A 13,438-nucleotide genomic window follows, 5' to 3' on the forward strand; every position below is an offset into this window, starting at 1 on the left:
CCACCGGGATTCCCAGTGGCCACGCCAGGAATTTTGATGGCCATCAGCCAGGAGAAATCTGGCCGCTCAACTGGAGAACGGCGTGTCCGCTAGCACTGCACTCAGCCTCCTCGAAGGCCGACCAGCCCCTCAACATCCCAGGTCAACCAGTGCCGGGCTCATTGCAGTTCGCCGGGCAGAAAGCTGAACATCACCGAGTCACGGCGCCCGCCCTTGAAGCGCACATGCGAGCGCAGCACTCCCTCACGCACGAACCCGCACCGTGTGGCTACGCGTTGGGAGGCGACGTTGTCGGGCGCGCACGTCAGCTCCAGGCGGGCAAGGTGGATGTGGCCGAACGCCCAACACGCCAGCAGACGCAGTGTGCGAATGGCGACCCCTCGCCCGCGTGCGTGCGGTGCCAGCCGATCGCCGCACGCGCCTGGCCAAGGTCTATGTCATACATCGAAGCCCCGCCCAAGATCAGGCCGGAGTGTCGACCGCATCGGCTACGGCGAGGTTGAGTTCCTCCCCGCAAAGCCGTGCTTCCTCCTCCTCATCGAAGCGCCTCTGCACATGCCTTTCGGCGAAGGGCTCGACGAGCGGCCAGGAGAAACGCAGACACAGTGGATCGCAGAAGCCGGCAAACCGCTGCGGCACATCGGACCTTCGCCAAGGACGCAACGCAACGACCGCATCGGCGAGTGGAGGATCCGGAAACAACAACGCTGACACACCCCAGAAGTTACAACGAAGTCCGCTTCTCTGATCGGGGTCCCGGTAGCAATGAAGAAATTTCCAACGAAGTAGCACCTGACCTGGGGTAACGGCTGCGTTTGACGGGTTGGTGATCACTACCGCTACGTTCGTTCCGGTTTCGTCCGGTACGGCAGGTAGAGGTGGTGCGGTGTCCGAGAAGATGTTCTCCGAGGAGCAGCTGGAGCAGCTGCGTTCGTACCCGGAGATCGCCAGCGATGAGTTGATCCGGTACCACGTACGTGCCCGAAACTTCAGGTGTGGGCGGGCTTGACGACTCCGAACCACCGCTGTAAGGCTGCCCGGAGTGTTTCGATCTCCATGGGATCGGGCCGGGGTGATGCAGATGCCCAGGCCACATAGCAGTCCGGTCGAAGGAGCAGGGCGGTGGGCGCGGGGGTCTGGGAGCGCGCCGTGACGATATCGACCTGGTCGTGCCGCAGGGCAAGTGTCTCCGCCAGTGATGCTTCTTCGGTCAGGTCGAGCAGCAGAGGGCGTGCGGTTCTGGTTAGCTCGGCCAGCCGGACCGGCCCGGTCGGGGTGTGCAGGTCCATATCTGGGGCGAACCGGCCGGTCAGCGGGTGCGCCTCGCGTTCGCCCATGTCGTAGCGGACGTCGGCGCCCGCGGTGAGTTCGGCCAGGCGCTGCACGGTGCTTTGGTCGCGAAGCAGTTCGGTGAACACCTCGCGCAGTCCGGTGACATCGCTGCCGGGGGCGATCAGGGCCGCCTGTGCCTGCGCGTTCAGCACCATGCGCTGGGCAGCCGATCGCCGCTCTGTCTCGTAACTGTTCAGCAGCCCGGACGGGGCGCTTCCCCGGATCTCGGCGGCGAGTTTCCAGCCGAGATTGGCCGCATCCTGCAGGCCGAGGTTGAGCCCTGGACCGCCCCCCGTGGCGGCGTACACGTGCGCGGCGTCACCGATCAGGAACACCCGGCCGTCGGCGAACCGTTCGGCGATTCGGGTGTTACCGCCGGTCAGTCGGCGCAGCACGTGCGGCCCTGCACCGTCGGGCGGACCAAGCGGCACGTCGACGCCGAGCACGCGGCGGATACTCACCCGCAACTCCTCCAGGCTCATTGGAGCGTTGCTCTCGGGCAGGTCCCACTCTGTGGTGCTGACCAGCGGTGGGTGGCCGGGCATCGGCGCGTAGGAGAACCCGCCATGTTCGGTGCGGTGGGGCAGGAACGGCAGAACAGCGCCGTGGCCGGGCACGTTCAGCGCACCGGTCGCGGAATCGACCCAGTCCGCCGGGACCGTCGCGTGCGCTGAGCAGACGGTCATCCGGTCGTAGGTGATGCCGGGGAATTTGATGCCGGAGAGCTTGCGCGTGCTGCTGTGCGCTCCATCCGCGCCTATGAGGTACCGGGCCCGCAATTGGTAGGTCTCGCCCGGGCTCGCGACGTCGATGGTAACCGCGTCGTCGTCCTGCGACAGGCCGACGACTTCGTGTCCCCGCCGGATTTCCACGCCTAGTTCGGTGGCGCGCTCCTGCAGGACCTGCACAATGCGTCGCTGCGGCACCGGCAGGGCATAGACGGGGCTGTCCTGCAGCAGGCTCAGGTCCAGGCCCATCGCGCCGAACATGAAGTATCCGGAGTTCGGCTGCGGAGGTTGTGGGCTACCGCTGAGACGTTCATGCAGACCCCGGTGGTCAAGCATTTTCACGACCTGGCCCAGCAGTCCGTTCGCCTTGGGTTCCTGGCTCGGCTCCGGTAGCCGTTCCAGCACGATCGGCCGGACCCCTGCCAGGCTCATTTCGCAGGCCAGCATCAGCCCGTTCGGGCCACCGCCGGCGATGACGACATCTGTGATCACGTTTTTCCTTAGTTCGTACGGAAATGGGCGGGACGGATGGCGCGCTAAAGCGCAGGGTCGTGGGCGTGCCGGGGCGACTCGCTCCGGGTTACGGTCCTTGGGACGTGGTCAGCCGCGGTAGTACTCGGCGAGGGTGGTGAAGGCGGCCTTGGGATCCCAGGGCATGGCGGGGTAGGTGGCTCCGAGCCGGTCCTCGTAGACCTTGACGATGCCGTAACTGGCCAGGTCCAGGTCGTCGCGGGGATCGCCGTCGGGCCGGTGCACATGGTCGTACAGTGCGAAGGTGAACACAAACGTGCTGTCGACGCCGCCGGCTTCGAATGCCTCTAGCAGCTCACGCACGTACGCGGCCTGACCAGGCTCGTCCCGGGCATACTCACTATTCAACCGAACAGGCCCGTCCTTGTCGTACTCGACGATCTCCAAACCGAGAGCGCCTCGCTCGCCTGCACCCTGGTAGCTGGCCGCGCCGAACTCGGTGATTGCGACCGGCTTCCCCTGCGCGACCAGGCCACGGACGCCTTCGGCGAAACGGTCGGCGATCTCGGCCGACCGATAGAGATCCATGGACACGATGTCGAAGAGTGCCCAGTCGACGCGCTCAAGTGGTACGGAGGCGTAGGTCATCTTGCCGCCGAAGCGCTCGCGGACCAGTGCCACGGCCGTGCCGAGGAATTCGTTGACACGTGTGCTGACCTCGGCGATCTGCTCCCGCACGCGATCCGGCTGGCTCAGCAACGCGACCCGCTCGTCGGTGCCGTCACCGGGCAGGAACCCGGGATTCATCAGGCTCAACTCGGCACCGACGACGAACACCACCTCGGCTCCCCGTCGCCTCAGCCGCTCCGCGCGTTCGGCGCAGTCCGCGAACAGCGGCAGCATCTCCTCGGCGGTCAGTTCGAGAGGGTAGGGGGAGAACCAGACCTCCAGGCCCAAATCGGCGGCGTGTGCCGCCGCCAGCTCAATCCGCTCCGGGTCGCCACCCATGATACGGACCGCGGTGCAGTGCAGGTCATCGCGGATGATGCGCAGCTCGCGCTCGACCACGTCCGGGTCGAAGCGTTTGCGGGAGGTCGCTCCATTCTTGACGAAGCCGGTGTCGTAGCTAATGCCTTTGGCCCTCATCGTTCTGGTCCTTCCTGGCGGGTGAGGATGCCAGATTAGGCATAAAAATGCGTACACGCAAATTTTCGTGCACGCATCTAAGCTATGCTGAGATCGTGACGACGAGACGGACGGGGCTGCGCGAGCAAAAGAAGCGGGCCACCCGAGATGCCTTGCGCGCGGCGGCCCTGCGGCTGGCCCTGGAGCGTGGACCAGACAACGTACGCGTCGATGACATCGCCGAGGCCGCCGGCGTCTCACCGAGGACGTACAACAACTACTTCTCCAGCCGTGAACAGGCGATCGTCGCCGCCGTCTCCGGCGAACGGGAAGCGCGGGTCGCGGCGGCGGTGGCCGACCGGCCCGCCGGCGTCGGCCTTGCCGATGCCGTCATCGAGGCGATCGTGGATCAGTACACCGCCCCGGATGAATCCGGGCGGGACGCGCTGCTGCTGATCACCACCCGTCCCGCGCTACGGGACGCATTCATCGAAACCGTCACCGCGATCGAACATCCTCTCACCGACGCGATTGCCGAACGTCTCGGCGACGGCGACCCGCACACCGCACGGGTGCTCGCGGCGAGCGTGGCTGCCGCAGTTCGCGTGGCGCTCGAGCAGTGGTTGCAGACGACTGCCTCGTCCGCCACAACCAGCGGGCTCGTCGTGCCGTCCGGCTCGCTTCCGGACCTCCTTCGCACCACGCTCGCACCTCTCATACCCGCACTCGACGCCGCCGAGCAACGAGCACTCCGCCACCGGTATCAGTGAACTCCCGCCTCAAGAAACGGCGCCCCGGCATCTGCCGCTGAATCGTCGCTGGCGCGTAGGAATCCGCCGAACACCACCAATCAGACCGCGCCATCCCGGCCACCCGGCTGGACAAGCTGTTCACCGATCCCACGCGCGCCCTGCGCGAACGGGTGCTGTGGCGGCTCCTGTACGACACGGCCGCCCGCGCCGAGGAAATCCTCAGCCTCAACGTCGAGGACCTCGACCTGGAGTTCCGCCGCGCCCGGGTCGTCTCCAAGGGCGGCGCCATCGAATACGTGCACTGGGCCACCGCCACCGCCCGGCTGCTGCCCCGCCTGCTGGCCGGCCGGACTGCCGGGCCGGTGTTCCTGGCCGACCGGCGCGCCCCCGCTTCCGAGCCTCGCGCACCCGCGCGCGGTGACATCTGCCCGATCACCGGGCGGGGGCGGCTGTCCTATCCGCGCGCCGAGTACCTGTTCAAGACCGCCTCCGTCAAGCTGGATCCGCACCGCCAGGGATGGACGTTGCACCAGCTCCGGCACAGCGCGTTGCAGCATCTCGCGCAGGCTGGACGGACCGCCCCGGAGTTGCGGGCCAAGAGCCGCCACCAGCACCTGTCCAGCCTCGGCCGGTACGTTCGCCTGGGCGAGGAGACTTCCGCGCGCATCACCGCCGAAGCCGACCCCGCCCAGCGCCGCCGTTCCCGCTGAGCTCCACCCCCGCGCGCTGGAACGAACCGCGATCAGGAGGACTCACCAGCAGCACCTGATCATCGCCAGCGTCAGGCTCGACGCGGTACCCGGCCGTGCGCAGGTCGTCGGAGTACCGGGCGAGCTCCAGCGCGGACGTCTCGGCGTCGTCGGCACATGCGACCTGGAACGACCTTCCGCCGCTGCCGCCCTCCACGACGAACCCGCCGTGGCGCTCACTGAATTCCCGATGCCCCGCCTTGCGCAGCACCGCCCGGATGATCTCAGCGTCCCGGTCCCGCGCCGTCCACAACGGGCGACCGCCCGCGCCATACCCGAACTCCGGCTTGTCGTCGCTCATGGTCAACACCGTAAGCGAATCGAGACCTCAGCCATAGGGGCCCGTATCAACCCAGGTCAGGTGCTACTTCGTTGGAAATTTCTTCATTGCTACCGGGACCCCTGATCAGGCGGTCTCGGGGCTTGAGCAGCAACCGAACGGCCAGTCACGTTAAGGAGCCCGGCGGGCATCTCTTATCGTGACTGGCCGTTCTGATGCGGGTGGTCGCGAGATGGCTGGTAGAACCCCCTGGTCAGTCGATGAGGTTCACGGTGCGGCGGAAGGTGGTGGCGGCGGCTTCCAGGTCCGCGAGGATGGATGGTTACTGGTCGGGGTGCGGGTGAGGAGTTTGGGTCGGTGCGGCTCGGCCCGGGGGCGGCCGTAGTGCGGCCATAGGTCCGAAGAGGTGATCGAGGTGGTAGTTGATGATCGCGGTGGCGGCTTCGTGGCTGCGTTGTCGGCCCAGGACGCTTGCGGTCAGGCCGTTGGCGAGGGCCAGAAGTGTGGCGACCTCGGTGCGCGGGTCGCGATCGGAGGCGAGGTTCCCGGCCTGCTGCGCGGTGGTGAGCCGGGTGGTGAGGAAGTCCTCCAGCGCGTCGGGGCGGGTAAGCGCGGCCGCGGCGAGGGCCGGGTCGGTGAGAGCGGCGGTGTAGTAGGCGGTCCAGGCGAGTGAGTCCAGTCGGCTCTGCTCGTCGGAGGGCAGGATCGCGCCGAGGACGGCTTCGAAGACACTTCGCGTGGACAGCCCGCCCGTGGCGGCGGCGGCCCGCTGCTTGACCCGGTGGTCCAGACGGACGGTCAGCTCGGCGAGGCCGGAGTCGAGCAGGGCTTGCTTGTCGGTGAAGTAGTACTGGACGACGCGCAGCGAGACTCCGGCCTCGGCGGCGATCTCACGCATCGACACCGCCTGCAGGCCGCGGGTGCCGGCGATGCGTAACAACGCCTCGGTCAACTGGCGTCGCCGCTCGTCATGGTCCACCTGTTTGGGCATGGCTGGTTTCCTAGCCGCGGTCCGTGCTGTGCTCCGGCGTTGCGATCTCGGCCTGGGCTTGGCCGAGGAAGGTGAGGATCCGCTCGGTGACCAGGTCTGGAGCTTCGACGGGCAGCGCGTGTCCGGTGTCGGGCACGATCTCCACCCGCCACGACGGGGCGACCTCGGCCAGCCGCGCGGCCACCGCCTGCGCGGCGTGCAGCGCGCTGTGGGCGCCCAGCAGTACCTGTACGGGTACCGACAGCTCGCGCACCTGTTCGTCGGTGTAGGCGGGTGGGATGGGCAGACGTCGTCCAGAAGTCAGCTCTGGTAACGGGAACCCGGCTCCGCGGTGAGCTGCAGGAAGCCCTTCCAGGCCGCCAAGAGCAGCGGTTGGGGCGAACCGAACGTGATGCCGATCGGGAGCCACAAAAGACCGGTGGGTTCCCTCCCGAAGACCTTCATTGGTGCTGAACTCACCGGCTTTCTCGGAGCAAGGTAGGTGAATGAGGCTTCTCGGTAATTGCGGAGAAATTCTCTGCGTGTTACAGCCTTGAACTTCAGTCTTCCCGGAATAACGTGCATATCGTTATTGTGTGGCGGTCGGTCTGATAGTGGGGCGAGAGGGGCTTAATGGCTGATGCGCTCGTGGTTCCGATGCGTCTGGCGGCGCTCTATCTGAAGGACGAGGTCGGAGTCGTCGAGCCGGTGGACTTCACCCGACTGCCGTACGTCGATCCCATTACGAAACGGGACGTCCGGCCAGGCGCCCCGTACATCAGTGAGGAGATTCTCCCCGACCCCTTCGAGGACCAGGACTTCCTGCTCGGGCCGGGAGTGCACCTGCACTGGTCGCTTCCGGACGCGCTGACCCGGCTCGTCCAGGAGGACGGGAGGACGCGGGTGCCCGCCGTGCCGAACCGGTGGCTGGTGACGCGTCGCCGGGAAGGGGCTTTGGAACGTTCCTGGGTGGTCGAGAGCGACTACCTGGCCGCCCCGGACGACGCGAACGCGGCCGGGATCGCGTTCCCTGCGACCGACGGTGGCGTCCCGTTTCGCAGGCTCGGCCGGGCCGTGCCCCTTGAGACGTGGCGGCCTGGCCTGCCGGGAGACAGGCTGCCGCAGGTGACGGCGATCGGGCACGGCGATCCCGCCTTCGCGGCCTTCTACCCGGGCTGCCACAGCGTGTTCGGCTTCCACGACACCGACTTCACCGGCTCCCGCCCGCCGAGCGGCACCCAGTACGAGGTCGCGGGCTGGTTTTCGGCCGCCGCGCAGGACACCCTCGCCGGCCTGACCACCGGCTCCGGATGGCGGGCCGCGCTGGCGGACGGGTTCGGCTGGGGCGTCCCGGACGGCAGCGCCCGCCCGGCGTCCACGGTGTGCTACGCGTCGCTGATCTTCAGACCGGACGGCCGGGCCGTCAGCCCGCTGCTGTACGACCAGGACGGCGGCGTGTTCGTCGGCACGAGCGCGACCGAGGCGCTGGCCGCCCACCTCGGGACGGTGCTCGACGGGGTCGCCCCCGACGAGGCCGAGAACCTGCTCGAAGCCCTGGCCTACGCCGACGAGCTGGAGGCCAAGCCGCTCGACGTCGGCGCCAAGCTGGCCGAGGAGCGGCACGCCGACGGCTTCCGGCCGCTGCCCCCGAGACGGCTGTGGACGATCCGCAGGGAGGACACCCCGAACGTGGACGCCGCCACCCGCCAGCGGCGCGAGGCACTGGCGCTGCCACGCGAGGCCGGCGACCTGCTCAACGGGCTCAACATCGCGCAGGAGGATCTCGACCGTGCCGAGGAGGCGCTGGTCGGCCTGCGAGAGCAGCTGTTCGCCGACTGGTACAGATACATGATCTGCGCCTACCCGAACGCGGGCCTGCGCGAGAGCTACCCCGACCCCGATGAGGTGCGCTCCTACCTCGAACGGCACATCGACCACCTGGACGAGCTGACCAACCTCCTGAGCCGCCCGAAGGACGCCGTCACCGCGGCCCGTACCGCCCTCGAAGCCGCCCTGGCGACGTACAACACCCGGACGGCGGGGCCGTCCGGCGCGACGTTCGTCCTCGACACCGTCCCGGCGCCGCAGTTCTACCTGCCCGCCGAGCCGGTCGTGCTGCTGACCGGCCAGGTGGCCACGCCCTCCGACCGGCACGGCCAGGACGGCGAGGGCAGCCCAGACGGCCTGCTGCCCTGCCGGGTGCTCGCGGTCGCCGACCCGCGCGACCCCGTGTCGCTGCGGCGGGAGCTGCCCGCGCTCGGCCTGAAGCCGGACGTCTGGGCGCACAACCCGTGGCACCCGGTGCTCCTGCACTGGGAGGCGGAGTTCCTCGCCACCGGCGGCGGTGACAATCTCGACCCGGACGACCCCGTCTACGCGCCGACGTTCGTCACCGACGCCTACGAGCTGGCTCCCGGCGAGGCGGACCTGCGGACCAGGCCAGGCTACGAGGCCCCGACCCGGGTCGCGAGCGTCTACTCGGGCACCACGGTCCTGTCGCGGAGCACCGGACCGGTGATGTCGGCACGCATCCTGCGGTACCTGGCGGGCAGCGTCATCGCCGCCTACAACGCGGCGAACGGGACGACGGTCGAACCCTCCGCCTTCCAGGAGGACCCGGACACGGTCATCACCTGGTACGCCGAGAACGGTGAGGACGCCCGTGTCAAGACGATCATCTCGATGTACCGGCACCTGGCCGAGAACGAGGGCGGCAACCTCGCCCAGGTGCTCGGCGGCTTCAACGACGCGCTGCTCATGCGGCGGCTCACCCGCCAGCTCCCGATCGCCGACCCGCTCGGCTTCCCCGACTACCAGAGGTTCGCGGCCAAGGTCGCGCGGGCCGTTGGCGAGAACACCCGGCACGCGCCGGAGCCGCTGTCGGGCTTCAACCCGATCCGCGCCGGGGTGATGCGCCTGAACCGGCTGCGGATCGTCGACAACTTCGGGCTGGCCTGCGACGTCGACACCGACACCGCGGTCACCACGACGCGGATGCGCGTTCCCGACCGTCCAGGCTGGGCCGCGATGCCGCCGCGGCTGGCCCAGCCGTCCCGGCTGTCGTTCCGCTGGCTGGACTCCGACCACGAACTGCGCGAGATGAACGACGTGCCGGTGACCTCCCCGGTGTGCGGGTGGCTGGTCCCCGACGACCTGGACGACGGCCTCGCCTTCTACGACGGCGACGGCGTCCAGCTCGGCCTGATCACCGCGAGCCCGGAGCCGTCCAACGCGAAACTGGCCCGCTGGCTGCCCTCCCCGGGCAGCACGGTCACCGGCATCGCGGGGATCGGCAACGCGCACCTGCGGGCGGTGGCCACCCGGATCCAGGCGCTCGGCCCGGACGCGTTCGCGGAGTTCCTGTCGAGCCTGGACACGCTGACGGCGGGCGTCGAACCCGAGGACCACAGCCTGGACGTGCTGACCGCCCGGCCGCTGGCCGTCCTGCGCGCCGAGCTCGACCTTCAGGTCATGGGGCCGCTCGCCGTCCACCAGGACTGGAACGTCTTCCGGCAGGACATGCGGCGCAGCACCCGCGACTCCAACGGCTATCAAAACGTCGCGCTGCCCGTGCGGGTCGGCGCGGCCGACCGGCTGAACGACGGGCTCATCGGGTACTGGATCGAGGGAGCGGATCCGGCCTCCGGTCTCGGCGGGTTCCTGCCCGTCACGACGGCGCCGCCGCTGACCGTCGGGATCGACCTGCCGCCGTACACGCTCACTCTGCTGGCCGACCCCCGGGCCCCGATCCACGTCACGTCCGGCTTCCTGCCGGGCAAGGCGGCCACCCTGCCCGCCGAGCAGTACCGCGCCGCGATGGACGCGCTGCGCGTCCCGGAGTTCACCGCGCCCGTGCTCGTGGACGGCGACAGCCTGGCGCTGCCCGTGCCGGACGTCCCAGGGCACCGGTGGAGCTGGCGCGAGCGCACCCCGTCGGCCTGGACCGACAGGCCGCTCGACCCCGTCCACGACGACGCGGGCGCCCCCGCCCTGCCGACGGCCCGAGAGGGCTGGCTCACGCTCGTCCCGGACACCGAGTAGTTCATCCCCGGGCCCGGAATCCCTGCCCCCGAATCCCGGCCCGGAATCCCAGTCCCGAATCCCGCGACATCGGCTCCGGTACGCGATGTCGCGGACAGCGCGTACCGGACCCCGAGCAGAGGAACCCCTCATGCAGAAGATCAACCTGACGCTGACGCTCCCCGAGGTCAACCAGATCCTCGACGCGCTCGGCGCGCTCCCCTACGCCCAGGTCTTCGAACTGGTCGCCACCGTGCAGCAGCAGGCCCAGGGCCAGCTCGGTCTCGCCTCGGTCCCCGAGGAGAGGCACGGATGAGCGACTCCCTGGTCCTGCACTGGCCGCTGGACGCCCTCGCCCCGCAGAAAACCGTCCTCGACAGCGGTCCCAACCAGCTGACGGGCACCTTCGTCGAGGCGCCGACGGTCGTCACCGACCCGAAGTTCGCCTGCCTGCGCCTGGGCGGCGGCAACCAGTACGCGGTCGTGCCCGCGGGCCGGCCGCTCCTCGCCCTCACGACCTACACCCTCTCGGCGTGGATCAACTGGTCCGGGGGCGGCACCACGGCGGTGTTCGGCAAGCAGTCGCCCAACATCCGGCTGCGCCTGGAGAGTAACGGGTGCCTTGAGCACATGTTCAACACGACCCGCGGCCTGGACAGCCACTCGACCGACGCCGGGGTGATCCCGCCGAACACGTGGAAGCACGTCGCCGTCACCCACGACAACACCAGCGCGCGGATCTTCGTGGACGGCAGGCTCGTCGCGGAGCAGGTCAGGCAGGGCGTCTCGCGCGTGGCCGACCAGGAGGACTTCTGCCTGGGATGGGGTAACGCCACGGCGGCCTACACCGGGCTACTCGCGCAGTTCCGGGTGTACGACAGGGCGCTGACCGCCGCGGAGATCCTGCGGGACATGGCCGACGACGAGCCGCCCCTGGAGATGTTCGTCCGCTCGCACCCGCTGGACTTCGCCTTCGTCAACGACGACGACCAGCCGGTGCTCTACATCGACGACGTCAAGCTCCAGACGATGACGTTGCGGCTCACCAACAGCTCGCGCGGCACGGTGGAGGCGATGCCGCTCACCGGCGTGTCCTCCAGCACCTACCACTTCGCGCTGCGCCTGCGGAAGGGGACGCTCGCCGCCGGGCTCACCCCCACCCTGAACTCCACCGACTGGGCGATGGTGCCCGAGGCGGACGGCACGGCCCTGTACTTCCAGTGGAAGAACGCCAGGCCGATCCCGCCGGACGGCACCGTCTCGGTCGAGGTGGCGGGCCTCAACGCCGACGGCACGGACGGCACCCACGGCACCCAGCTGGAACTGGACTACAAGAACATCAGATACTCCGGCCAGACCATGCCGCTGGTCGGCACCCGGGTGCAGTACCTGGACGTGATCAACCATCGGGGCCTGCACAACATCCCGCTGGACATCCGCCTCGTCGGCGGCGACCGGGTGCTCAGCGACGGCACGACGCCCAACAAACTGAAGCTCCACATCGCCAATACGATGCGCGCCGGCAAGGGCATCCCGCTGCTGAAGGGCCTGCCGACCTCGACCTTCCAGATCTCGTTCGACGCCGAGGCCGACAGCGGCGCGGACGCCGACAAGACGCCCTGGGCGCTCACCAAGGTGGGCGCGGCCGGGGGCGTCGGGCTCTCGGTCACCGGCACCCGGTGGAGCGCGAGGAAACGCCCGGACAAGGTCAGGACGTGGGAGATCACTCCCGCCGCCGACACCGTGCTCGCCCCCGGCGAGTACATCGAGATCGACCTCACCAACATCCTCGCCCTGCCCAAACCGGGACACGCCCCGATCCTCGTCGAGTACGAGAACATCCCCGGCTACGCCGACGGCTCGGCGACCGTGATGGTGGACCGCACCCCGCTGCTGTTCACGCGGTCCTCCGCCGGAGTCAACGTCGCCGCGGACAGGATCGAAGCGCGGTTCCAGATCGTCCACACCCCGCAGGACGCCAACGGCGACGCGCTGGTGATCGGCCGCAAGTCCGAGCAGAACCTGCGCCTGGGCTACGACCGCACCTACACCTGGATCCAGTCGCACGTCGGGCTGCCACTCGCGATCAACCCGCTGGGCAACACCGTCGGGATCGGCACCGGCGCCCCCGAGGCCCGCCTGCACATCGTCCACACCAACCAGGACGCCGGGGGCAACGCACTGATCCTTGGGCCGACCAACCAGGCGGCGCACCTGCGCCTGGGTTACCACCAGGACTACTCCTGGATCCAGTCCGGCGGCTCCAAGCCTCTGCTGATCAACCCCAGGGGCGACGCCGTGGGTATCGGCCCGGTGGGCTCCCCGCAGGGCAAGCTGCACGTCGTCCACGTCAACCAGGACTCGCTGGGCGGTGCGGTGATCGTCGGCCCGACCGACCAGGCGCACCTGCGCATCGGCCACCACCAGACCTACTCCTGGATCCAGTCAGGCGGTGCCCGGCCCCTGCTGATCAACCCGCTCGGCCCCGACCAGATCGGTTTCGGCACGCCCGGTCCGCTGGGCGGCAAGGTGACGATCAGGAACGACAGCGGTCACCTGCAGCTGCGCAGGGACACCTCACAGGGCGCGAGCGGGCAGACGCTGTATCTGGAGCTGTTCCAGGAGAACACGCCGGGCACGGCCGTCACGTACCCGACGATCCGCTTCCACCACGCCAACAAGTTCTGGCACCGGATCGAGGGCCGCCCCGAGGGCATCGCTTTCAAGGACGGCAACATCCCCGTCGACCAGCTCATCGACGTCATCGCCAGGACCTTCGTCGGCCAGAACCTGCGGATCGGCGGCGTCACCATCGGCGAGAACGAGCTGCGCATCCTGCAGCGCCTCGCCGCGGGACAGCTGGAGTTCGACCTCTACAACACCAAGCAGGGCGAGTACGCCTACGCGGCCGACTACGAGCCGCGCGACAACGACCGGCGCTACGTCTACACCTGGCGGCAGAAGAACCGCATCAACCAGGGCCGCTGGCGCATCGACTTCCCCTCCTGAGA

12 protein-coding genes are annotated in these 13,438 nt (G+C 68.8%); 5 read left to right on the forward strand and 7 right to left on the reverse strand.

Features of this window, described 5'->3' with window-relative positions; translation table 11 throughout:
* Positions 1 to 158: 158 nt before the first annotated feature.
* The 4 genes from AB0K21_RS24370 to AB0K21_RS24385 form a co-directional block, all read right to left on the reverse strand.
* The gene (locus AB0K21_RS24370; RefSeq protein ID WP_364153662.1) at positions 159 to 404 is read right to left on the reverse strand and encodes a GNAT family protein; all 246 of its coding nucleotides are present in this window, start codon (positions 402 to 404) and stop codon (positions 159 to 161) included.
* Positions 405 to 462: 58 nt separating this feature from the next.
* Positions 463 to 714 (reverse strand): hypothetical protein, encoded by a 252-nt coding sequence (locus tag AB0K21_RS24375; protein ID WP_364153390.1) that lies wholly within the window; start codon positions 712 to 714, stop codon positions 463 to 465.
* A 275-nt stretch (positions 715 to 989) separates the two neighbouring features.
* Positions 990 to 2,552: an FAD-dependent oxidoreductase gene (locus tag AB0K21_RS24380; protein ID WP_343965077.1), complete on the reverse strand. Its 1,563-nt coding sequence runs from the start codon at positions 2,550 to 2,552 to the stop codon at positions 990 to 992.
* Positions 2,553 to 2,660: 108 nt separating this feature from the next.
* Entirely contained in the window at positions 2,661 to 3,677 is a 1,017-nt protein-coding gene (locus tag AB0K21_RS24385; RefSeq protein WP_343965075.1) for a hypothetical protein, read from the reverse strand.
* A gap of 95 nt (positions 3,678 to 3,772) precedes the next feature.
* Between AB0K21_RS24385 and AB0K21_RS24390 the strand changes: the two genes are divergently transcribed.
* Together AB0K21_RS24390 and AB0K21_RS24395 are read left to right on the forward strand one after the other, a co-directional pair.
* Entirely contained in the window at positions 3,773 to 4,426 is a 654-nt protein-coding gene (locus AB0K21_RS24390) for a TetR/AcrR family transcriptional regulator (protein ID WP_343965073.1), read from the forward strand.
* Positions 4,427 to 4,566: 140 nt separating this feature from the next.
* Positions 4,567 to 5,118, forward strand: coding sequence for a site-specific integrase (locus AB0K21_RS24395; protein WP_364153664.1), 552 nt, complete (start codon positions 4,567 to 4,569; stop codon positions 5,116 to 5,118).
* Here the strand turns inward: AB0K21_RS24395 and AB0K21_RS24400 are convergent.
* From AB0K21_RS24400 to AB0K21_RS24410, 3 genes are all read right to left on the reverse strand, one after another.
* Positions 5,075 to 5,458, reverse strand: coding sequence for a hypothetical protein (locus AB0K21_RS24400; protein WP_343965079.1), 384 nt, complete (start codon positions 5,456 to 5,458; stop codon positions 5,075 to 5,077). The genes AB0K21_RS24395 and AB0K21_RS24400 overlap by 44 nt on opposite strands.
* A gap of 301 nt (positions 5,459 to 5,759) precedes the next feature.
* Entirely contained in the window at positions 5,760 to 6,428 is a 669-nt protein-coding gene (locus AB0K21_RS24405) for a TetR/AcrR family transcriptional regulator (RefSeq protein WP_343965071.1), read from the reverse strand.
* Positions 6,429 to 6,438: 10 nt separating this feature from the next.
* Entirely contained in the window at positions 6,439 to 6,681 is a 243-nt protein-coding gene (locus AB0K21_RS24410) for an alpha/beta hydrolase (protein ID WP_364153397.1), read from the reverse strand.
* 359 nt (positions 6,682 to 7,040) lie between these two features.
* Between AB0K21_RS24410 and AB0K21_RS24415 the strand changes: the two genes are divergently transcribed.
* The 3 genes from AB0K21_RS24415 (at position 7,041) to AB0K21_RS24425 (ending at position 13,436) form a co-directional block, all read left to right on the forward strand.
* On the forward strand, positions 7,041 to 10,448 hold the full coding sequence (locus tag AB0K21_RS24415) for a hypothetical protein (RefSeq protein WP_364153400.1): 3,408 nt from the start codon (positions 7,041 to 7,043) through the stop codon (positions 10,446 to 10,448).
* Between the two features lie 130 nt (positions 10,449 to 10,578).
* The gene (locus AB0K21_RS24420; protein ID WP_343965065.1) at positions 10,579 to 10,743 is read left to right on the forward strand and encodes a hypothetical protein; all 165 of its coding nucleotides are present in this window, start codon (positions 10,579 to 10,581) and stop codon (positions 10,741 to 10,743) included.
* A complete protein-coding gene (locus AB0K21_RS24425) occupies positions 10,740 to 13,436 on the forward strand; it encodes a LamG domain-containing protein (protein ID WP_364153403.1) in 2,697 nt (898 codons plus the stop codon). The genes AB0K21_RS24420 and AB0K21_RS24425 overlap by 4 nt, the downstream gene beginning before the upstream one ends.
* Positions 13,437 to 13,438: the final 2 nt, after the last annotated feature.

The sequence above is a fragment of the Streptosporangium sp. NPDC049248 genome (genome assembly GCF_040678965.1).
GTDB lineage: Bacteria > Actinomycetota > Actinomycetes > Streptosporangiales > Streptosporangiaceae > Streptosporangium > Streptosporangium fukuiense.